The sequence below is a fragment of the Rathayibacter sp. AY1A4 genome, from assembly GCF_002930955.1.
GTDB lineage: Bacteria > Actinomycetota > Actinomycetes > Actinomycetales > Microbacteriaceae > Rathayibacter.
On record NZ_PSTN01000020.1, the window covers coordinates 37,479 to 56,386 of the forward strand.

An 18,908-nucleotide genomic window follows, 5' to 3' on the forward strand; every position below is an offset into this window, starting at 1 on the left:
CGTTGCGCCGGTCCGCGCCTAGGCGAACAGCGACAGCGTGATCGTCGAGCGGTAGGAGCCGGCCTCGACGTCCGGCTCGGCCAGCAGCCGCAGCTCGGCGTCGGCGCTCCAGGTGCCGGCCCCGCCGGCGGCTCCGAGCAGCAGCGCGTCGCGCAGGCCCGCGCCTCCCTCGAGGGAGGAGGCGACCGGATCGCCCGCGACGGCGCCGGTGCCGGTGATCAGGCGCGGGGTCCAGCCGAGATGGTCGGCTCCGATCGAGGCGCTCGGGCCGGTGAGGGCGCTCGCCGAGGCGAGGACGTACCAGTCGTTCTGCGCGCCGACGCGCGAGTCGGTGACGGTGACCGTGGGCAGCCCGCCCGTGAACCGGCGCTGGAGGGCGGTGGAGCCCGACTCGGCGAGGTCGACGGCGTCGGCGGCGACGGAGAGCGAGAGGGAGCCGGGCTGCGCGGGAGGGGTGATGTCGACGTCGACGTCCACTCCGTCGAGGTCGTGGAGCAGGGGCGGCGTGCGGACCGGGTCCTCGCCGGTGAGGGGATCGGCGGCGTCGGGCGGGGTGGCGGAGGGGGAGTCGGCGGGATGGTCCGCGGCGGGCGGGTCTGTCGCGGGCGGATCTGTGGCGGGCCGGTCTGCGGGGGAGGAGCCGGTCGTCGGCTGCGCGGGGTCGACGGGGTCCGCGGAGGAGGGGCTCGAGGAGCGGCGGTCGGAGGCGCCGGATCCCGCACCGGGAGCGGAGGGGTCCGCAGTCGCCGCCCCATCCTCCGCGGGCGAGGCGGCGGTCGGCGTCGACACCGCTTCCGGGGCGGTCATCGCCTCGGGCGCGAGGGCGGCGGAGGCGAACACCACGGAGAGCACGAGGGTCGTCGTCGGGACGAACGCGGCGAGAGCGCGGGTGGTGCGGGTCACGGACGGTCCAGTTCTGCGGGCTCTGCGATGCGCCCGCCTGTGATTACTACCAGGAGCGCGAAGTGCTCTGCACCCCCGCTTCCGGGTGGAGTGCCGCGGAGCGCGCCAGCGGGCTCGGCCAGCGGAATACATGCGTACTGTTCGACACATCCTCATTTGCTTCGAGCCGGGAGTTCACTCTTGTCCTTTGCCTCCGTGCGTTCGCACGCCTTTGCCATCATCACAGCGACCATCGCCGGGGTAGCCCTCATGGCACCGACGGCGTCGGCCTCCGAGTCGCAATGTCCGAGCGGGTACAGCTGCGTCTGGACAGATGCCGATTACCAGGGCAGCTACTCCGGGCGCGGGAATGCGAATTACGACGAGTGGCATGCGTTGGGGGGACGGGTCTTCAACGACTCGATCTCGAGCTTGAAAAACCGCTACACGGGCACGAAGACCTGGTTTGAAGACGCGAACAGAGGCGGGGCTCAGCTGCGGATCCTCAGCGGACACCAGGTCTCCAACCTGCAGCGCATCGCATCGGGGAAGAACTACCACCCCGACTGGAACGACTTCATCTCGAGCGTCGACTGATGCGGCCGTTAGGGCGTTCGGCCGCTCTCCTCGCCGTCGGCGCGACCGTCGTTCTCCTCGTCGGGTGCGCATCAGCGATTCGACAGGCGTCGTCAGGCGACCTCGACATCGGCCCGTACGCCGATGTTCACCCCGTCCTCGACCCTGCGGCGGAGTCGATCAGGACGCCGACGGACGCCTGCTTCCTCGACGAGGCGGCGCTGAACCGAGTCGGTCCGGCCGATGATCTCCTCATCGGGGCGTGCATTCGGACGAGCGGCCGCTCCTTCCGCCCCGTGGAGGTCGACCTGGCGGCGCTCCCGCCGCTGCCGGACACGTCCTCCGGCAGCTGGTGTCCGGAGGGAGAGGCTCGGCTGGGGTACGGCTTCGACGGCTCCGCTGATGCACCGATGGAGGCGGCGAACCAGGCGTTCGTGGCGCAAGCGGCCGCCGATGCGACCTGGGGCGCGGCGGCGGATGCCTGCGACGAGTCGGTCGAGCGCCCGCCCCATCTCGGACGCTCTTCCGGGGGTGACGCCGCCCAGGCGGTCGCGGGGTCGGCTCACGACGTCCTCCGTCGCACAGGGACGATCCCCACGGCGGATCTCCGATGGGAAAAAATGCGCTCCGAACGGATCAGCTGCTCGAAAGACCACGGGCTCCGCTTCGATCCGGCGGAGCCGCACGCTTGGGGGCCGGAGATCCCGGATGATCCGGACGCCGCTGTCCGCACCGCCGTCGTCGACGTGCAGTGCAAGGAGGAAACCCGCCTCATCGAGAAGCCGACCTCGCTGCAGTCGCCGTACGAGGTCGCCCTGTTCGACCTGCACCGCACCGAGCCTGATGACATGGCGCAGAACAAGCGCGCGGTCCTCGAGCGCGCCGACGCGGTCATGGCGCGGGACGGGGCGGCGACATGACCGCCGACCCGCGATCGAGCACCCGGACCCGGGTACGAGGGCCGGTGTTCCGCATTGCTCCGGTGGCGCTCGCCGTGCTGGTGCCGCTGGCCGGGTGCACTCCCGCGGATGCGCCGGTCGATGAGCGACTCGACATCAGCGCCTACTCGGAGGTGCACGCCGTCCTCGACCGGACGAACGAGCTGATGACCTACCCGATCGACGCGTACTTCATCGACGCGGAGGGGCTCGGCCGGATCGTGCAGGCCAATGCCCTGCTGCTGGACGACTGCATGCGGGAGGGCGGCCGGACGGACCCGTCGGCGGCGTTCGACCTCACCCGGTCCGCCGTCGTCACGGAGACGACCTTCGGCATCTGGAGCCCGGAGCGCGCGGCCCGCTCCGGATACGGCTTCGACATGCCTAACGCGGCGGCCGTCGAGGCGGCGAGTGCGGCGGTCATCGAGGCCGCCGCCGCCGATCCGGGGTGGGAGGACGCGATGAGCGCGTGTGAGGACCGGGTCGAGACCCTGCCCGGCCTGGGACGCGACTACGCGGCCGATAAGGGGATGGAGATCACTCAGCTGCCGCAGGCGATCACCAACGACGCCGGGCGCCTCGCATCGGCGGATCCCCGGTGGAACCGGGCGCGCACCCGGTGGGGCGACTGCCTGATCGCGCACGGACTGCAGCTCCGCACCGACAGCGAGCAGCCCTGGTCGCCCCAGGTGCCCGACGACCCCGAGGCGGCGATCCGGACGGCGGTGCAGGACGTGCAGTGCAAAGAGGACACCCGGCTCGTCGAGACGCTGAGCTCTCTGCAGGCGCAGTACCAGGCGGCGCTGATCGACAGGCACCGCGCCGAGCTGGACGAGGTGGCGCAGAAGGAGCGCGCAGTCCTGGAGCGCGCCGATGCCGTCATCGCGCGGTACGGGCGCTGAGCCGTGGCCGACCAGCACGGATCGGTGCGCCTGCCCGCCGTCGCCCGGCCGCGAGCGCTCGTAGCCTTCCTCGTGAGCGTCCTCCTCGTCGGAGCCGTCGGAGTGGGCGTGGGAGCCTCGCTCCGATCCGCCGACGACCTCGACGCGGCGGCCGAGCAGCCGCCGCCCCCGGTCGAGGTCGAGGTGGAGCGGCGCTCCATCGAGCCGCCGCGGACAGTGCAGGGCGTCGTCGACCCGGGTGACATCCGGACCGTTCCGTTCGCGGGCATCAGTGCACCCGCGGTCCTGCCCTACGTGACCGAAGTGGGGACACCGCAGGGCGGGGTCCTCGCCAGCGGGGGACTCCTGCTCGCCGTCGCAGGCCGTCCGCTCCTCGGGCTGCGGGTCACGGCTCCGCTGTACCGCGATCTGCACGTCGGCGACTCGGGGCCCGACGCCGAAGCATTCGAGGTGGCGCTCAGCGCGCTCTCCGACGCCGACTTCGCTGTGGACGGCACCGTGACCGAGGCGACCGTCGCTGCCGCCGACGCGCTGTGGCGCGAGCGCGGCTACCGGCTCCCGACCGAGACCGTCGCGTCGCCCGCGGGCGGATCGTCGGATCCGGGGGCGACGTCGACTCCCGGTCCTACGCCGCCACCCACCGCGGTCACGCGCCCCTTCGTCGACGTGACGCAGATCGTCCAGTTGGAGTCGGACTCCGTGACCGTGCTCTCGGCGCCGGCGGTGGGGGCGACGGCCTCCTCCGAGGAGCCGCTCGCCGTCCTGCAGACGAGCCCGCGGCGCATCACCGCCCGGGCGACCGTGATCGACGCCGAGGCGCTTCAGGCGGGGACGCCGGTCGTGCTCCACGCGGACGGCCGGCCCGAGCGATCGGGGGCCGTCGTGCGGCAGGGGGACTTCGTCGCCGCGGACAGCACCGCCGGGAGCGCGTCCGGCCGCGACCTGTTCCTCGACCTGCCCGAGGACTGGGCCGACCTGGGTGACAAGGCGTCCGTCGTCGTCTCCGCGGCGAGAGCGGGCGACCCCGTCCTCGCCGTCCCGCTGACGGCGGTCCACCGGGCCTCCACCGCTCCGTTCGTCGTGGTCGGCCGGTCCTCCCGATACCGGACGGGCGAGGAGGTCCCCGTGACAGTGCTCGGAGTCGGAGACGGCTGGGCACACCTCGACGAGTCGACGGGACCGGCCGAGGGCGACACCGTCGTGGTGACGCCGTGAGCGGGCCGCTGCTGTCGCTGCGCGGCGTCGGCCGCCGCTATCCCGGCGGGGGATCAGCGGGCGCGCTCTCGGGGCTCGACCTCGACGTCCGTGCGGGGGAGTTCGTCGCGATCGTCGGACGCTCCGGCGCCGGCAAGTCGACGCTGCTCAACATCCTCGGGCTTCTCGACTCGGCGGACGAGGGGGAGTACCGCCTCGCAGGCGTCGACGTGGCCTCGCTCCCGGAGCGGGAGCGCGACGCGCTGCGGTCCCGGACGTTCGGCTTCGTGTTCCAGGACTCCTTCGTCCTGCCGCGGGAGACGGTCGCCCGGAACACGGCGCTCCCGCTCCGGACCCGCGGAGAGCGGACGGGGGACCAGCGCGACCCGGTCGCGCAGGCGCTGGAGGGCGTCGCGCTCCTCCCACTTGCGGATCAGCGCGCGGGCACGCTCTCCGGAGGCGAGCGGCAGCGGGTCGCGATCGCGCGCGCCGTCGTCGGCCGACCGGCCGTGATCCTGGCGGACGAGCCGACCGGGAACCTCGACTCCGCGACCGCCGATGCCGTCCTGGAGGTGCTGTCCGCGCTGCACCGCGCGGGCGTGACGATCGTGCTCATCACGCACTCGCCGGAGGTGGCAGCGCACGCCCAGCGCCGGCTCCGCCTCGAGAACGGACGAGTGGTCGACGACTCGGGTGCGGTGCCGGACACAGACCAGGGCGCGGGTCTGTCCGCTGCGGACTCCTCCGAGGCGGCACAGGGCGCCACCGATCCGTCCGACCCCGCCCCGGCTGCAGCACCGCGTCGCCGCCGCGCTCCGCACCTCGCCGACGCGGTGTCGTCGCTCCTGCTCTCGCCCGCCCGGACCCTCGGGATCCTCGCCGCGTTCGTCCTCGCTGTCGCCGGGCTGGTGACCTCGGTCGGGATGAGCGCGGCCGCGGCGCAGCAGATCTCGGCACGGCTGGACGCCGCGGCCCTCGATCAGATCACGGTGCGCCTCCCGGCCGAGACGACCCTGCCTCAGCTGCGGGAGGCGGCGTCCGACATCGGGGGCCTCGAGGGAGTGGAGGCGGCGAGCGCCCGCCTGACCCTTCCGGCGGCGGTCGCGCACCCGGAGCGCTGGGTGGCCTCCTCCGTCGTCGCCACCGACGCCGCGGTGGTCGCCGTCGACCGGGCCTTCCTCGACGTCGAGCTCGTCACCACCCGTCCCTCCACCGCTTCCGAGTGGCTCGACGCGGTGGACGGAGGTCCCGTCGCCCTGCTGGGCGCAGGAGCGGCGGCCGATCTCGGGATCCCCGTCGGCAGGACGGGCGACACCGTCCGGATCGCCGGGACGCCCGTGGTGGTCGCGGGCTTCGTCGAGTCCTCCCAGCGCGATCCGGCGCTCGCGGAGTCGATCCTCGTCTCGCTGACCGACCTCGAGGTGCCCGCCCGAGCCGAGCCCTCGGTGGTCGCCCGCACCGCGCCCGGCCGGCCCGCCGCGATCGCCGAGTCCGTGCCGCTCGCCGTCGACGCCGCCCACCCCGAGCGCTCGGTCGTCCAGACGGTCGCCGACTTGCGGCTGCTCAGCCGGGGCGTGAGCAGCGACCTCGCCGCGAACCTCCTCCTGGTGTCGCTGCTCCTACTCGTGCTGGTCTGCCTGACGAGCGCGACCTCGATGTTCCTCGCCGTCTCGGCTCGCACCCGCGAGATCGCGCTGCGGCGGGCCGTCGGAGCGACACGGTCCGACGTCAGGGCGCTCTTCCTCGCCGAGGGGACGGTGATCGGAGCCGCGGGCGCCTTCTCAGGCCTGGCTCTGGGGGTCCTCGCGACCGCCGTCCTCAGTGCCGCGCAGGGCTGGACGCCGGTGCTCGACCCGCTCAGTGCCGCGGCGGGAGTCCTGGCCGGGATCGGAGCGGGCGCGGTCTCGGCCGTCGCCCCCGCCCTCCGGGCCGCGCGCATCGAGCCCGCGCTCGCCCTCCGCGCCGGATGACCCTCCGCGGACGGGCCGCCACTGGACGACCAGAGCGAGCGGACTGCGATGCAGGGCGAGTGCCCCCCGACCCACCGCCGCTTCCGCCCCGGACGCCCGGCCGCACACGCAGAGGAGGGAGCGCCCGCGGGCACTCCCTCCTCCGTCACGACCGGTCGACCGGCCGCCGTGCGCTCAGCAGACGCGGGCCGGGTAGGCCACCGTCTGCGCGAGGGTCTCGGAGCCCGCCGTGGCGGTCACCGTCACCTGGCTGCCCGGCATGCTCGCGAGGCGGGTGGTGAACGCGGCCGATCCGCTCGCACCCGCGGCCACCGCGGTGACCGTCTTCGAGCCGTAGGCCGAGGCCATCGCGACGTCGATCGGAGCGGTGCCGCCGTTCTTGGCGAGGACAGTCAGCACCGCCTTCCCGGCCACGCAGCGCGACGTCACGGTCACCGGCACCGTCAGCGCCGGGGCGGCCGCCTCGGGGACGACGATCTCGCCGATCTTGAGGAACGAGCCCGGCGTGGAGAAGGTCAGCTTCAGGCCGGTGGCCGAGACCGCCGCGAACGGGATCGTGGTCAGCGTGCCGTTCGCCGCCGGAGCGACGTTCTGCGCGGTGGTCGGCTTCCAGGTGCCGTCCTCGGCGCGGTAGGCCACGCTCACCGACGCCAGGGTGCCCTCGGTGTTGGTGAAGGTGAGCCCGGCGACGCGGTGCGCCTCGGTGTTCGTCAGCGTGAACTCGGCGCTGCCGGCGAAGGTGCCGTCGGTCCAGGTCGACCAGGGGGTGCTCACGTTGCCGTCGCAGGCGTTCTTCGCGGGGAGGGTCGCGTACTTCGTCTGGCTGAACGACGCCGAGACCGCGGCTCCGGGGACGCGGCAGACGTTCGTCGGCGGCGCGGTGCCCCAGATCTGCACCTCCGAGACCGACTGCCACGTGTTCGCCGCGCTGGTGAGGTGCAGGCGGAGGCCCGTGGTGTCGGGCAGGGAGGACAGGTCGAGGATCGCCGTCGGGGCGGATCCGGTCGCGGCCTGGCTGAGGGTGGTGGCGACCGAGGAGGTCGTCCATGCGCCGTTCACCTGGTACTCGACCTCGATCCGCGAGGGCCAGGTCGCGGTCGCACCGTCCTTGTAGGTGCTGACCGTCACCGAGTCGAGGTTCTGCGCCGCGCCCCAGGAGAAGGAGAGGCGGCTGTCGCGCGGGTAGCCGGCCGAGGACCAGTCGTCCCAGCCCTTGCCCTTGACGTCGCCGTCGATGAGCTTGCCGGCGAGGTCCGTGCGGCTCGAGACCGCGACCGACGCTCCGGGAGCGAGGTTCGCGATGCCCGGCTCCGCCACCTCGATCGTGCGGGTGAAGCGGCGGCCGGAGGAGAATCCGGCGTCGGCGGCGAGCGTGCCCGTCACCTGCACCGTGCCGAGCTCGGCGGGGCCGGGGGCGGCCCAGGTCACGGCGACGTCGCGGGTCGAGCCGTTGCTCGCGACCGAGACCGTCGAGGGGAGCGCGGCGGCGATGTCGGCGCCGCGGCGGACCTGCTTCGGCAGACGGGCGTCCACGACCGACCAGACGCCCTCGCCGACCCCCTTGTCGTCCCAGTAGGAGAGGTTCCAGCCGGACCCCCAGCGCGCCGGGTCCTCCTGAGCCGGATTCCGCATCGCGAGGCGGCCGTTCTCGCCGACCGTCATCGGGAGCCAGACGTAGGTCGAGTCCGACTTGCCCTCGTTCCAGCGGTCGCCCATGTAGACGTACTTCCCGGGAGCGAGGGTGAGGACGTTCGTCGACTGCGAGCCGAAGGTGGTCTTGCGGGAGTCGCCGATCGAGAGCAGGCCGTCGCCGCCCTCCGGGATCGCGTTGTAGGCGACGTTCTCGTCGGCGTCGCCCTTCTCGACTCCGCGGGTCCACGCGCCGAGGATCGAGTCGGCGGTGTAGTAGGTCTGCGGGTTCGGCGCCCAGCCGGTCGCCCCGGAGGCGATCGTGTAGTACTTGCCGCCGTTGGCGAAGATCGCGGGCGCCTCGAGGTGTCCGCACTCCTTCACGATCTGGAAGTCGGTGCCGCGCACCGGTGCTCCGGCCGCACCGTCGGCGAAGACGTAGGGGTACGTCCCGTCGGCCGAGTACTGGTTCGCGTCGAGGGTGTCGGTCGTAGTGGTCCGCTCGACGTTGGTGTAGTCGGCGTCCAGCTTCGCCACGTAGAGCGAGTAGTTCTCCTCGGAGGAGTAGGAGATGTACGCGGTGCCGTCCTCGTCCTGGAAGACGGTCATGTCCCGTGCCTGCCCGGGCACGGCGGAGGTGGTGCAGGCCTTGTAGTCCGTGCGGTTGTAGAGGCGGTAGACGCCCTGGAGCGTGAAGGGCCCGGTCGGGCTGTCCGAGACGGCGACTCCCGCCATCGAGCGCGCGTAGGTGCTGCCGCCCGGCGTGGTCCGGCCGTCGGAGTGCCACCACATGACCCACTTGCCGGTCTTCTCGTTGAAGAGGACCTTGGGGCGCTCGAAGATGGCGGTGTTCGGCGAGGCCTGCGTCGTGTCGAGGTGGTAGTCGAGCTCCGCGATGCGGTCGGCGCGAGGGGCTCCGGAGTCGTCGACGGTGTCGTAGAGCGCGTCGAAGTAGGGGGCCTCGAGGTCGGCCGGAGCCGAGACGCTGCGCAGCGCGGTGCCCTTGTTCTCCCAGTTGTGGCCGTCGGTGGAGCGGTAGACCGCGACTCCGGGGCTGTTCCAGTAGCCCTTCGTGCGGTCCTCGCCGTACCAGTACTGGACCTGCTGACCGCCCTCCTCGACGGTGACGATCTGGCCGCCGTGCGCCTGGATGTGGCGGCCGTCGGTGTCGTACCAGTAGGGCTGGAAGTAGCCGGCCGCGGTGCTGCCCGGGTCCTGGACCGCCGGGTAGTCGGTGTAGGTCACGGGCGTCGAGGTGCGCGGCACTCCGTCGTCGGGATCCGTGGCCACGGCGGCCGAGGCCGACTGCGCTCCTGCTCCCAGGAGTGCTGCGACGAGCAGCGCGGCCACCGCCGCGGCGGCCGTTCGTGGTCGAGACGTCATGCTGTGCTCCTTTGCACCGGGGACTTCGCGCATGTTCACGCAAACATCAGGCTTCCACGAGGGTCTGATGACGTCAACATCCGAATCCACTCGATCGCCGGATCCCGACGGCTGCGGGCCCGGTCCTCGCTGCTCGACCTTCCGGCGCGAGCGCTCCGCCCGGTTGGAGGGCGCGCTCCGCGAACCGTCGATCATCCGATGCCGCCCGAACCGCCCCCGCCCCCGGGCCGGAGGGCTCGAGGGCGATCGGACGTGCGGTGCGGCCTAGCCGCCGACCGCCTTCCGGGTATCGATCTCAGGGCTGCGAGGATCTCGCGCGCTCGAGGATGGCCTCGATCACGGCGGACTTCGCCTCGGCGTAGTCGTTCCCGTCCTCCCAGCGCCGGAGGAGGAGAGACGCCTTCGTGCTGCGGTAGAGCTCGCGGTCGGCCGGGTCGGTGCGCAGCCGGTCGCGCAGGAGGAGGTACGCGTCGATCGCGGGATGACCCTCCTCGTAGATGTGGACGTGGGCGTCCCGTCCGGGCGTGCGGACGAGCCGGTGCCCGGGCTCGCGGGTGCGCAGGACGTAGCCGGCCTCGAGCAGCGGCGCGACGTGGTCCTCCTCCGCCGTGACGTCGGGCACGACGACCAGCACGTCGATGATCGGCTTCGCGGGCAGGCCCGGGACGGAGGTCGAGCCGATGTGCTCGACCCGCACGCCCGGGACGGCCTCGAGGATGCGCCGCCGGTGCTCCTCGAACAGGGCGGACCACTCGGGTTCGTGCTCGTGCAGGGCGAGCTCGAGCGGCTCCGGTCCGCCGACGAGCTCGACGGATGCGACGTCGGGGCGGCGGGGGGAGCGGTGCGGAGTCACCGGGTCATCCTGCCAGGGGTGCCGCAGGGCGGGTGCGGTTCACTTGAGCGGTGAGCACCCTCCTCGTCACCGCGCACCCCGACCGCGACTCCCTCACCGCCGCCCTCGCCCGGCGGCTGCGGGACGAGCTCGGCCCCGACGGAGTGGAGACGGCCGACCTCGACGCCGAGGGCTTCGACCCGCGGTTCGGCGCGGCCGACCGGGACCGCTACCGAGGTGTCGGCCCGGTTCCGGACGACGTCCTCCGCGAGCAGCGCCGGCTCGACGGCGTCGACCACCTCGTGCTCGTCTTCCCCGTCTACTGGTGGTCGATGCCCGCGCTGCTGAAGGGCTGGATCGACCGCGTCTTCCTCGCCGGCTGGGCCTTCGACATCGACCCCGTCCACGGCACGCAGCGGAGGCTCGGCGCTCTGACCGTCCACCTCGTCCTCATCGCGGGGGACTCCGCCGGGACCTACGAGCGGCACGGCTACGAGCAGGCGCTGCTGACGCAGATCCAGCACGGGATCATCGACTACTGCGGGGCCCGGCGCGGCGGGGCCGTCTTCGTCCACGAGTCCGAGCGCGAGGACGACGCGAGCCGCAGGGCGGCGGTCGAGGACGCGGTCGAGCGGACCGTGGAGGCGATCAGGGCTGATCCGCCTGCAGCGCTCCGGTGACGAGGGCCTGAACGAGGGTGTCGGCGTCGTAGTCCGGATCGTGGGCGGCGCCGATGCAGAGGTTGCCGATGCCCTTGAGGAGCATGTAGCCGCTGAGACTCGACGCCGGGATCCGGGCGGGTCGTGCCGCTTCGAGCAGGTCGCCGCAGACGGGGACGAGCCGCTCCACGAAGTAGGCGTGCAGGGCGTCGGATCCGGCGCTGTCGCCCTGGAGCGCACCGGCGAGGCCGTGCTTGGTCACCAGGAGGTCGACGAAGTGGGCGACCCAGGCCCGGAGGGCGGCCTCCGGGGTCGCGCTGTCGGCGAGCAGCCGTGGGCCCGCCTCCGCGCAGGCCTCGACCTGGTGGCGGTAGACGGCGACCACGAGCTCCGAGCGGGTCGGGAAGTGCCGGTAGATCGTCCCCATGCCGACGCCGGCCTCCGCCGCGATCTCGCGGACCGGCGCGTCCACGCCGGAGGCCACGAACACCGTCGCCGCGGCGGCGAGCAGTGCGTCGCGACTCGTCCGCGGTCGGCCGGGCGTGCGGGGCACACGGTCGCTCATCGGTTCTCCTTGCTTTTCGGAGCGGCGCTCCGTAATGTCTCCGAGCGCCGCTCCACCACGTTCCGGAGCAGTGCTCCGCAATGTTCCGGAGCAGCGCTCCGACGATTGTGCCAGAGCGCCGCCCCCCAGGAAGGACCCTCGTGCCCACTCCGCTCCTCGACTCCCTCGACCGCGTCGTCGGACCCGGCGCCCCCGTCGTCTCCCTCGCTCCGGTCGTGCTCGACGCCCCCGGCCGCCCCGTCCCGCTCGAGGTCCGCGTCTCGGCCCCGACGACGGGGTCGGATCTGCCCGTCGTGCTGTTCTCGCACGGCAACGGCTGGAATCTCGACGGCTACGCCCCGCTGACCGCCTTCTGGGCGTCCCGCGGCTTCGTCGTGATCCAGCCCACCCATCTCGACTCCCGCCGCAACGGCTTCGGCTTCGACCACCCGGTCTTCCCGAGCATCTGGACGGAGCGGATCGCCGATCTGACCCGCTCCCTCGACCGGCTCGACACCCTCGAGGCGGCCGTCCCCGGCCTCGCCGGACGGATCGACCGCGCCCGGATCGCCGTGGCCGGCCACTCCTGGGGCGGGCAGACCGCGCAGGCCCTCCTCGGCGCCCGCGTCCTCGACGACGACGGCACCGCCGGAGCCGACCTCTCGGACGAGCGGGTCCGCGCCGGGATCCTGCTCGCGGCGACCGGGCTCGCCGGGGACGACCTCGCGCCGTTCGCCCGCGAGCACTTCCCCTTCCTGCGGCCCTCGTTCGCCGAGCTGACCACACCGACCCTGGTCGTCGCGGGCGACCGTGACCAGTCGCGGATGTCGCGGCGCGGCCCCGACTGGTTCACCGACGCCTTCACGCACAGCCCCGGCGCCTCCGACCTGCTGACCCTCCACGGTGCGGAGCACTCGCTCGGCGGGATCGTCGGGGACTCGGTGGCGGAGACGACCGACGCGGACCCCGTGCGCGTCGCCGCGCTGCAGCGGCTGAGCACCGCCTACCTCCGCACCGCGCTCGGCGTCGATCCGCGGAGCTGGGGCGCCGCGCGGGACGCCTTCCGACACCACGGGGCCGCCCTCGGCCGGATCGACGGGAAGTAGCGGCTGCGGTCGACCCCCGGTGAGCACCGCCCGATGCGCGCGGTCCGCACGGCCGAGCGCGACCCCTCTCGATCCGTCGCGAACGGCCCGTCGCCGAGGGGCGGACGGGCCGTTCGCGACGGATGAGCGGAGCGGGTCCTGCCGTCAGCGCGGGGCGCGCAGCCCGGCGAGCGGGCCGTCGTGCAGCGGCTCCGTCTCCCAGCGGACGCGGGCGGTGCGGTCGGGAGCGAGCTCGACGTGCAGGCGGTGCGGGGTCTCGAGGAACACGACGTCGACCAGGACTCCGTCGCCCGAGGGTCCGGCGCTCGCCGCGAACAGCCCGTCGACGGTCCAGGCTCCCGCGCCGGGCGTCACCGTGAAGCGCTCGTCGCCCTCGGTCAGCGCGAGCGTCCAGCCGCCCTCGTCGGCCGTCACCTCGACGGCGTCGGGCCACGATCCGACCGGCGTGTAGCTCCCGGTCGCGGGGGAGGCGCCCTCGAGCGGGGGCAGGGCGAGCTCCGACAGCCGGTCGGCCAGCCGGGCGTCGGCCTCCGCCGTGGACCCGCGGCCGACGGCGGGGAGCAGGTGCTCCCAGGCGAGCGCGAGCAGCGTCTGCGTGTCCGAGGTCTGGCCGGTCAGCGCGATCACGAGCTCGCGCTCGGGCACGATCAGGCTGAACTGCCCGTACGCGCCGTCCGCGCGGTAGCCGTGCAGCGACCGCCAGAACTGGAAGCCGTAGCCCTGCTGCCAGTCCGGTCCGCCGTCCTCGTGGGTCGGGACGTGCGCGCGGGACGCCTCGGCGACCCACTCCGGCGAGAGGATCCGCCGGTCGCCCCAGCGCCCCTCCTGCAGGTACAGCAGTCCGAGCGCAGCTGCCGCCTCGGTGGTGGCGTGCAGCCCGCTGTAGCCGAGCTCGCGCCCCGAGTCGTCGCGATGCCAGGCGACCTCGCCGATGCCGAGCGGATCGAGCAGGCGCGGGCGCAGGTAGTCGGTCAGCGACTGCCCGCTCACGCGCTGCACGATCGCGGCGGCGGCGAAGGTGCAGGGCTGGTTGTAGGCGAAGACGCTGCCCGGCTCCTGCTCCGGCGGGAGGAGGAGGAAGCCGCGCACCAGGTCGGCCGGGTCCGTCTCCTCGGCGCGGTCGATCGTCTCGGCGGAGTGGCCGCTCGCCATCGCGAGGACGTGGCGGACGCGGATCGCACGCGAGCGCGGGTCGGTGATCTCGTCGTCGAGCTCGGGGAAGTACGAGAGGACGGTGGCGTCCAGGTCGACCAGGCCCTCGGCGACCGCGAGGCCGACGGCGGTCGCGGTGAAGCTCTTGCTCAGCGAGTAGAAGAGGTGCAGCCGCTCGGCCGAGTACGGCGCCCACCAGCCCTCGGCGACGACGTCGCCGCCCTGCACGACCATCAGGCCGTGCAGCTCGACGCCGGGAGCGGCCTCGACGCCTTCGACGAAGGCCAGCACTCCCTCGGCGTCGACGGAGCGGGCGGACGGGGTGCTTCTCGGCAGTGAGCGCGTCATCCTCCGATGCTACGACCGGCGCGGCGCCGCCTCCGCCCGGGGGCAGGAGGCGGCGCCGCCTAGGCGGTCGGCTCGGCGGGGAAGGGCCCGAGGCCGAGCAGGAAGCGGAGGATCGCGTCGGCCGGCACGCGCAGGGCGGGGCCGGAGCCGAGCTCCCACTCCGCGTCGGTCGGAGCGAGGGTGCGACCGCGGACGGCGGCGCGGATCGCGAGCGGCGCGCGCTGCAGGCGGTCCAGGGCCACCCCGCCGGTGATGCGGGAGGAGAGGGCGAGCGGCTCGGGGGAGAGCGCGAGCTCGACGCGGACGACCTCGACCAGCTCGGCGACCGAGCGGGGACCCGCGCCGGCGCGGCGAGCGGAGGCGAGAGCGGCCAGGGCCGGGGCGATCTCGGCGGCAGGGGGAGGGGAGGAGGCCTCGCGGGCGCCCATCCGCGTCGCGAGGCGCTGGCCGGTGCTGCTCGAGAGCCGCACGACGAGCTCTCCGAGCAGGGCGTCCCGGGAGACGGCACTGGCCGCCTCGCCTTCCGTGGTGGAGGGCGAGGCGGCCAGGACGGCGAGGCGGTCGAGCCTCTCGGCGACGAGGGGGCGCCAGTCGTTGCTGACGCCCGTCTCGTCGACCGAGGGCCCGGTGCTCAGCGGCAGGAACCGCGACCAGTCGGGCACGACCGCAGGGCCTAGCGTCCGCCCGAGCGGCGCTTGTTGTAGACGTCGAAGGCGACCGCGAGCAGGAGCACGAGGCCCTTGACCGCCTGCTGCCACTCGATGCCGATGCCCATGATCGACATGCCGTTGTTCAGGACGCCGATGATGAGGCCACCGATGATCGCGCCGCCGATGGTGCCGACGCCGCCCTGGACCGCCGCGCCGCCGATGAACGCGGCCGAGATGGCCTCGAGCTCGAAGCCGTCGCCCGCCTTCGGGCCGGCGAGGTTGAGTCGCGCGGTGAAGACGAGGCCGGCCAGCGCCGCGAGGACGCCCATGTTGACGAACAGCCAGAAGGTGACGTTGCGGGTCTTGATGCCGGACAGCTCCGCGGCGTGCAGGTTGCCGCCGATCGCGTAGACGTGGCGACCGAAGACGGAGCGGTTCATGACCACGCCGTAGATCAGGACGAGCACGGCGAGCACGATCAGGGTGACCGGGATGCCCTTGAAGGTGGCCAGCGCGAAGGAGAAGGCCGCGATCACGACGGAGACGAGGACGAGCTTGGTGACGAACCAGGCGCCCGGCTCGACGCTCTGCGCGTACTTCTGGCGGCCGCGGCGGGTGCGCACGGACTGCACGGCGAAGGCGACGATCGCGAGCGCGCCGATGACGAGCGACAGCGGGTCGAGATCGGTCTCGCCGAACAGGTCGGTGAGGAAGCCGTTGCCCAGCGCGCGGTACTCGGTCGGGAAGGAGCCGATGTTCGCGTTGCCGAGGACGACGAGCGCCAGGCCGCGGAAGATCAGCATGCCCGCCAGGGTCACGATGAACGCCGGGATTCCGACGTAGGCGATCCAGAAGCCCTGCCACGCTCCGACCAGGGCGCCGATGAGGAGGGAGAGGATGATCGACAGCCACCACGGGAGACCCATGTTGACCGCGAAGACGCCCGAGATCGCTCCGACGAACGCCGCGACCGAGCCGACCGAGAGGTCGATGTGCCCGGCCACGATGACCATCACCATGCCGATGGCGAGGATCAGGATGTAGCCGTTCTGGACGATCAGGTTCGAGATGTTCTGGGGGCGGAGGAGGATTCCGCCGGTCATCACCTCGAACAGCAGCACCACCACGATGAGGGCGATGAAGATGCCGTTCTTGCCGAGGTCGCCCAGCACGTGGCTGAGGCGCTTCGTGAAGGCGTTCTCGGTGGGCTTCACCTGCGCACCGGCCGCGGTGGACGGTTCGTTCTGCAGATCGGTCATCGTTGCTTCTCCTGGGTCATGAGGGTGAGGACCGCCTCGGGCGTCGCCTCGGCGATGGGCAGCTCGCCCGTGATCCGGCCCTCCGACAGCGCGTAGACGCGGTCGCAGATGCCGAGCAGCTCCGGCAGCTCGGAGGAGATGACGATGATCCCCTTACCCTGCGCCGCGAGCCGGTTGATGATGGTGTAGATCTCGTACTTCGCACCCACGTCGATGCCGCGGGTGGGCTCGTCGAGGATGAGGACGTCCGGGTCGGAGTAGATCCACTTCGACAGGACGACCTTCTGCTGGTTGCCGCCGGAGAGCTTCCCGGTCTTGGCGAGCACGGTCGGCGACTTGATGTTCATGCTGCCGCGGTACTCGTTGGCGACCTCGAACTCGCGGTTGTCGTCGACGAGTCCGCCGCGGGCGACCTTGTCGAGCGAAGCGAGCGAGATGTTCCGCTTGATGTCGTCGATGAGGTTGAGGCCGTAGTGCTTGCGGTCCTCGGTCGCGTAGGCGAGCCCGTGGGCGATCGCCTCCGAGACGTTGCGGATCTTGATCTCCTTGCCGGCCTTGAACACCTGGCCGGAGATGCGGCTGCCGTAGGAGCGGCCGAAGAGGCTCATCGCGAACTCGGTGCGCCCGGCGCCCATGAGCCCGGCGATGCCGACGATCTCGCCGCGGTGGACCGACAGGTTGACCTTGTCCACCATGACGCGGGTCGGGTCCTGGGGGTGGTGGGCCGTCCAGTCGACCACGCGCAGGATCTCCTCGCCGATGTGCGGCGTGTGGTCCGGGTAGCGGTGGTCGAGGTCGCGGCCGACCATGTCCTTGATGATGCGGTCCTCGGTGACGTCGTCGTGCGCGATCGTCTCGATGGTCTTGCCGTCGCGGATGACCGTGACGGTGTCCGCGATCTTCTTGATCTCGTTCAGCTTGTGGCTGATGATGATCGACGTGATGCCCTGCTCCTTGAGGTGCAGGATCAGGTCGAGCAGATGGTCCGAGTCCTCGTCGTTCAGGGCCGCGGTGGGCTCGTCGAGGATGAGCAGCTTGACCCGCTTGGAGAGCGCCTTCGCGATCTCGACGAGCTGCTGCTTGCCGACTCCGATCTCCATGATCTTGGTGGTCGGGTTCTCGCGCAGACCCACGCGGGCCAGCAGCGCCGCCGCCTCCTGGTTGGTCTTGTTCCAGTCGATCAGGCCGCCGAAGCCGCGCACCTCGTTGCCGAGGAAGATGTTCTCCGCGATGGAGAGGTAGGGGCTGAGGGCCAGCTCCTGGTGGATGATGACGATGCCCTTCGCCTCCGAGTCGCGGATGCTGGAGAACTGCATCACCTCGTCCTCGAAGACGATGTCGCCCTCGTAGGTGCCGTGCGGGTAGACGCCCGACAGGACCTTCATCAGCGTCGACTTGCCGGCGCCGTTCTCCCCGCAGATCGCGTGGACTTCGCCGCGCTGTGCGTTGAGCGTGACGTCCTGGAGCGCCTTCACGCCCGGGAACGTCTTGGTGATGCCGCGCATCTCGAGGATGTTCGAGGTCACGCCGCCTCCCTTCCTTCGTAGTGGGGGAGGGCGCCCAGTGGGCGCCCTCCCGGGGTGTTCCTTCTCGGGTGAGGAGAGAGGACTAGCCGTTCACTTCCGCGTCGGTGTAGTAGCCGCCGTCGACGAGGACGGACTGGATCTGGTCCTTGGTGACGATGACCGGCTCGAGCAGGAAGGACGGGACGACCTTCTTGCCGTTGTCGTAGGTGTCGGTGTCGTTGACCTCGGGCTCGGTGCCCTCGAGCACGGCCTGAGCCATCTTCACGGCCTCCTTGGCGAGCTCGCGGGTGTCCTTGTAGATGGTCGCGTACTGCTCGCCGGCGATGATCGCCTTGACGGAGTCGAGCTCGGCGTCCTGACCGGTGATGATCGGGAAGTCGGAGCCGACGGTGTAGCCGGCGTCGGTCAGAGCCGAGATGATGCCGCGGCTGAGGCCGTCGTAGGGCGAGAGGACGCCCTGGACCTTGGAGCCGTCGGAGTACGTCTTGGTGAGGATGTCCTCCATGCGGCTCTGGGCGACCTCGCCGTCCCAGCGCAGCGTGGCGACGGTGTTGAAGTCGGTCTCGCCGGACTTCACGACGAGCGTCTTGTCGTCGATGTACGGCTGGAGGGTGTCCATCGCGCCGTTGAAGAAGAACGTGGCGTTGTTGTCATCGGGGCTGCCGGCGAACAGCTCGACGTTGAACGGGCCGGCGGGGGCGTCGGCGGCCTTCGCGCCGGTGAGGTCGGTGAGACCGAGGCCCGCGAGGAGCGAGGTGGCCTGCTGGACGCCCACCTTGTAGTTGTCGAACGTGGCGTAGTAGTCCACGTTCTCGGAGTCGCGGATGAGGCGGTCGTAGGCGATGACGGGGATGTCGTTGGCCTTGGCCTCCTCGAGCACGCTCGTGAGGGTGGTGCCGTCGATCGAGGCGACGATCAGGGCCTTGGCGCCCTTGGTGATCATGTTCTCGAGCTGCGAGACCTGGGTGGGGATGTCATCCTCGGCGTACTGCAGGTCGACCTGGTAGCCGGCCTCCTCGAGCTGCGACTTGACGTTGTTGCCGTCAGCGATCCAGCGCTCGGACGACTTGGTCGGCATCGCGACGCCGACGAGGCCGCCGTCGCCGGATCCCGAGCCCGAGCCGCCACCGGTTCCGGAGGAGCAGGCGGCGAGGGAGAGGATCATCGCTCCGCCGGCGATGCCGGCGATGAGAGCGCGCTTCATTGTGGTCACTGTGATTCCTTCGTCATTGAATGCAGTGGATGCAGGGCCGCCCTCGGGATCGGGGCGGAGATGTGATGCCATGTGAGCGATCACATTGCGTCATGCTAGACCCGACGGCGCCGTTCGTGTCAACGCGTACGTCTCGACTCGGTAA

At 71.9% G+C, this 18,908-nt stretch carries 16 protein-coding genes; 7 read left to right on the forward strand and 9 right to left on the reverse strand.

Annotated features, from left to right (window positions below):
* Nucleotides 1-18: 18 nt before the first annotated feature.
* Nucleotides 19-903 carry a hypothetical protein gene (locus C5B92_RS17350; protein WP_104326896.1) on the reverse strand — a complete coding sequence of 295 codons (885 nt, stop codon included), beginning with the start codon at nucleotides 901-903 and terminating at the stop codon, nucleotides 19-21.
* A gap of 249 nt (nucleotides 904-1,152) precedes the next feature.
* On the opposite strand from C5B92_RS17350, the gene C5B92_RS12370 reads away from it, so the two are divergent.
* From C5B92_RS12370 to C5B92_RS12390, 5 genes are all read left to right on the forward strand, one after another.
* Nucleotides 1,153-1,479 (forward strand): peptidase inhibitor family I36 protein, encoded by a 327-nt coding sequence (locus C5B92_RS12370; protein ID WP_258061415.1) that lies wholly within the window; start codon nucleotides 1,153-1,155, stop codon nucleotides 1,477-1,479.
* A gap of 389 nt (nucleotides 1,480-1,868) precedes the next feature.
* Nucleotides 1,869-2,378 carry a hypothetical protein gene (locus tag C5B92_RS16950; RefSeq protein WP_146079308.1) on the forward strand — a complete coding sequence of 170 codons (510 nt, stop codon included), beginning with the start codon at nucleotides 1,869-1,871 and terminating at the stop codon, nucleotides 2,376-2,378.
* Nucleotides 2,379-2,422: 44 nt separating this feature from the next.
* Complete coding sequence (locus tag C5B92_RS12380) at nucleotides 2,423-3,298, forward strand: hypothetical protein (protein ID WP_146079309.1); 876 nt, start codon at nucleotides 2,423-2,425, stop codon at nucleotides 3,296-3,298.
* A 3-nt stretch (nucleotides 3,299-3,301) separates the two neighbouring features.
* A complete protein-coding gene (locus C5B92_RS12385; RefSeq protein WP_104256405.1) occupies nucleotides 3,302-4,513 on the forward strand; it encodes a hypothetical protein in 1,212 nt (403 codons plus the stop codon).
* Nucleotides 4,510-6,462 carry an ABC transporter ATP-binding protein gene (locus C5B92_RS12390; RefSeq protein ID WP_104350444.1) on the forward strand — a complete coding sequence of 651 codons (1,953 nt, stop codon included), beginning with the start codon at nucleotides 4,510-4,512 and terminating at the stop codon, nucleotides 6,460-6,462. Before C5B92_RS12385 ends, C5B92_RS12390 begins: the two co-directional genes overlap by 4 nt.
* 174 nt (nucleotides 6,463-6,636) lie before the next feature.
* On the opposite strand, the gene C5B92_RS12395 is transcribed toward C5B92_RS12390, so the two are convergent.
* Together C5B92_RS12395 and C5B92_RS12400 are read right to left on the reverse strand one after the other, a co-directional pair.
* Nucleotides 6,637-9,474 (reverse strand): discoidin domain-containing protein, encoded by a 2,838-nt coding sequence (locus C5B92_RS12395; RefSeq protein ID WP_104256403.1) that lies wholly within the window; start codon nucleotides 9,472-9,474, stop codon nucleotides 6,637-6,639.
* Nucleotides 9,475-9,769: 295 nt separating this feature from the next.
* Nucleotides 9,770-10,327: a GrpB family protein gene (locus C5B92_RS12400; RefSeq protein WP_104256402.1), complete on the reverse strand. Its 558-nt coding sequence runs from the start codon at nucleotides 10,325-10,327 to the stop codon at nucleotides 9,770-9,772.
* Nucleotides 10,328-10,377: 50 nt separating this feature from the next.
* Between C5B92_RS12400 and C5B92_RS12405 the strand changes: the two genes are divergently transcribed.
* Entirely contained in the window at nucleotides 10,378-10,986 is a 609-nt protein-coding gene (locus C5B92_RS12405; RefSeq protein ID WP_104256401.1) for an NAD(P)H-dependent oxidoreductase, read from the forward strand.
* Here the strand turns inward: C5B92_RS12405 and C5B92_RS12410 are convergent.
* A complete protein-coding gene (locus C5B92_RS12410) occupies nucleotides 10,955-11,530 on the reverse strand; it encodes a TetR/AcrR family transcriptional regulator (RefSeq protein WP_104227392.1) in 576 nt (191 codons plus the stop codon). The genes C5B92_RS12405 and C5B92_RS12410 overlap by 32 nt on opposite strands.
* Before the next feature lie 140 nt (nucleotides 11,531-11,670).
* Between C5B92_RS12410 and C5B92_RS12415 the strand changes: the two genes are divergently transcribed.
* Nucleotides 11,671-12,615 carry a chlorophyllase gene (locus C5B92_RS12415; RefSeq protein ID WP_258061410.1) on the forward strand — a complete coding sequence of 315 codons (945 nt, stop codon included), beginning with the start codon at nucleotides 11,671-11,673 and terminating at the stop codon, nucleotides 12,613-12,615.
* 144 nt (nucleotides 12,616-12,759) lie between these two features.
* Here the strand turns inward: C5B92_RS12415 and C5B92_RS12420 are convergent, their stop codons facing one another.
* The 5 genes from C5B92_RS12420 to chvE form a co-directional block, all read right to left on the reverse strand.
* The gene (locus C5B92_RS12420) at nucleotides 12,760-14,115 is read right to left on the reverse strand and encodes a serine hydrolase (protein WP_104256399.1); all 1,356 of its coding nucleotides are present in this window, start codon (nucleotides 14,113-14,115) and stop codon (nucleotides 12,760-12,762) included.
* Nucleotides 14,116-14,174: 59 nt separating this feature from the next.
* On the reverse strand, nucleotides 14,175-14,777 hold the full coding sequence (locus tag C5B92_RS12425; RefSeq protein WP_104234507.1) for a hypothetical protein: 603 nt from the start codon (nucleotides 14,775-14,777) through the stop codon (nucleotides 14,175-14,177).
* 11 nt (nucleotides 14,778-14,788) lie between these two features.
* On the reverse strand, nucleotides 14,789-16,024 hold the full coding sequence (gene mmsB, locus C5B92_RS12430) for a multiple monosaccharide ABC transporter permease (RefSeq protein WP_104227395.1): 1,236 nt from the start codon (nucleotides 16,022-16,024) through the stop codon (nucleotides 14,789-14,791).
* Nucleotides 16,021-17,550, reverse strand: a complete 1,530-nt coding sequence (gene mmsA, locus C5B92_RS12435; protein ID WP_104256398.1) for a multiple monosaccharide ABC transporter ATP-binding protein — start codon at nucleotides 17,548-17,550, stop codon at nucleotides 16,021-16,023. The genes mmsB and mmsA overlap by 4 nt, the downstream gene beginning before the upstream one ends.
* An 82-nt stretch (nucleotides 17,551-17,632) precedes the next feature.
* Nucleotides 17,633-18,754, reverse strand: coding sequence for a multiple monosaccharide ABC transporter substrate-binding protein (gene chvE / locus C5B92_RS12440; protein WP_104224984.1), 1,122 nt, complete (start codon nucleotides 18,752-18,754; stop codon nucleotides 17,633-17,635).
* Between the last annotated feature and the right edge of the window lie 154 nt (nucleotides 18,755-18,908).

Bases quoted from the DNA above. Each gene is read 5' to 3' on its own strand.
- C5B92_RS12420 (WP_104256399.1), bottom strand. From the start codon at position 14,115: ATGACGCGCTCACTGCCGAGAAGCACCCCGTCCGCCCGCTCCGTCGAC.
- C5B92_RS12395 (WP_104256403.1), bottom strand. From the start codon at position 9,474: ATGACGTCTCGACCACGAACGGCCGCCGCGGCGGTGGCCGCGCTGCTC.
- C5B92_RS12370 (WP_258061415.1), top strand. From the start codon at position 1,153: ATGGCACCGACGGCGTCGGCCTCCGAGTCGCAATGTCCGAGCGGGTAC.
- mmsB (WP_104227395.1), bottom strand. From the start codon at position 16,024: ATGACCGATCTGCAGAACGAACCGTCCACCGCGGCCGGTGCGCAGGTG.
- chvE (WP_104224984.1), bottom strand. From the start codon at position 18,754: ATGAAGCGCGCTCTCATCGCCGGCATCGCCGGCGGAGCGATGATCCTC.
- C5B92_RS12410 (WP_104227392.1), bottom strand. From the start codon at position 11,530: ATGAGCGACCGTGTGCCCCGCACGCCCGGCCGACCGCGGACGAGTCGC.
- C5B92_RS16950 (WP_146079308.1), top strand. From the start codon at position 1,869: ATGGAGGCGGCGAACCAGGCGTTCGTGGCGCAAGCGGCCGCCGATGCG.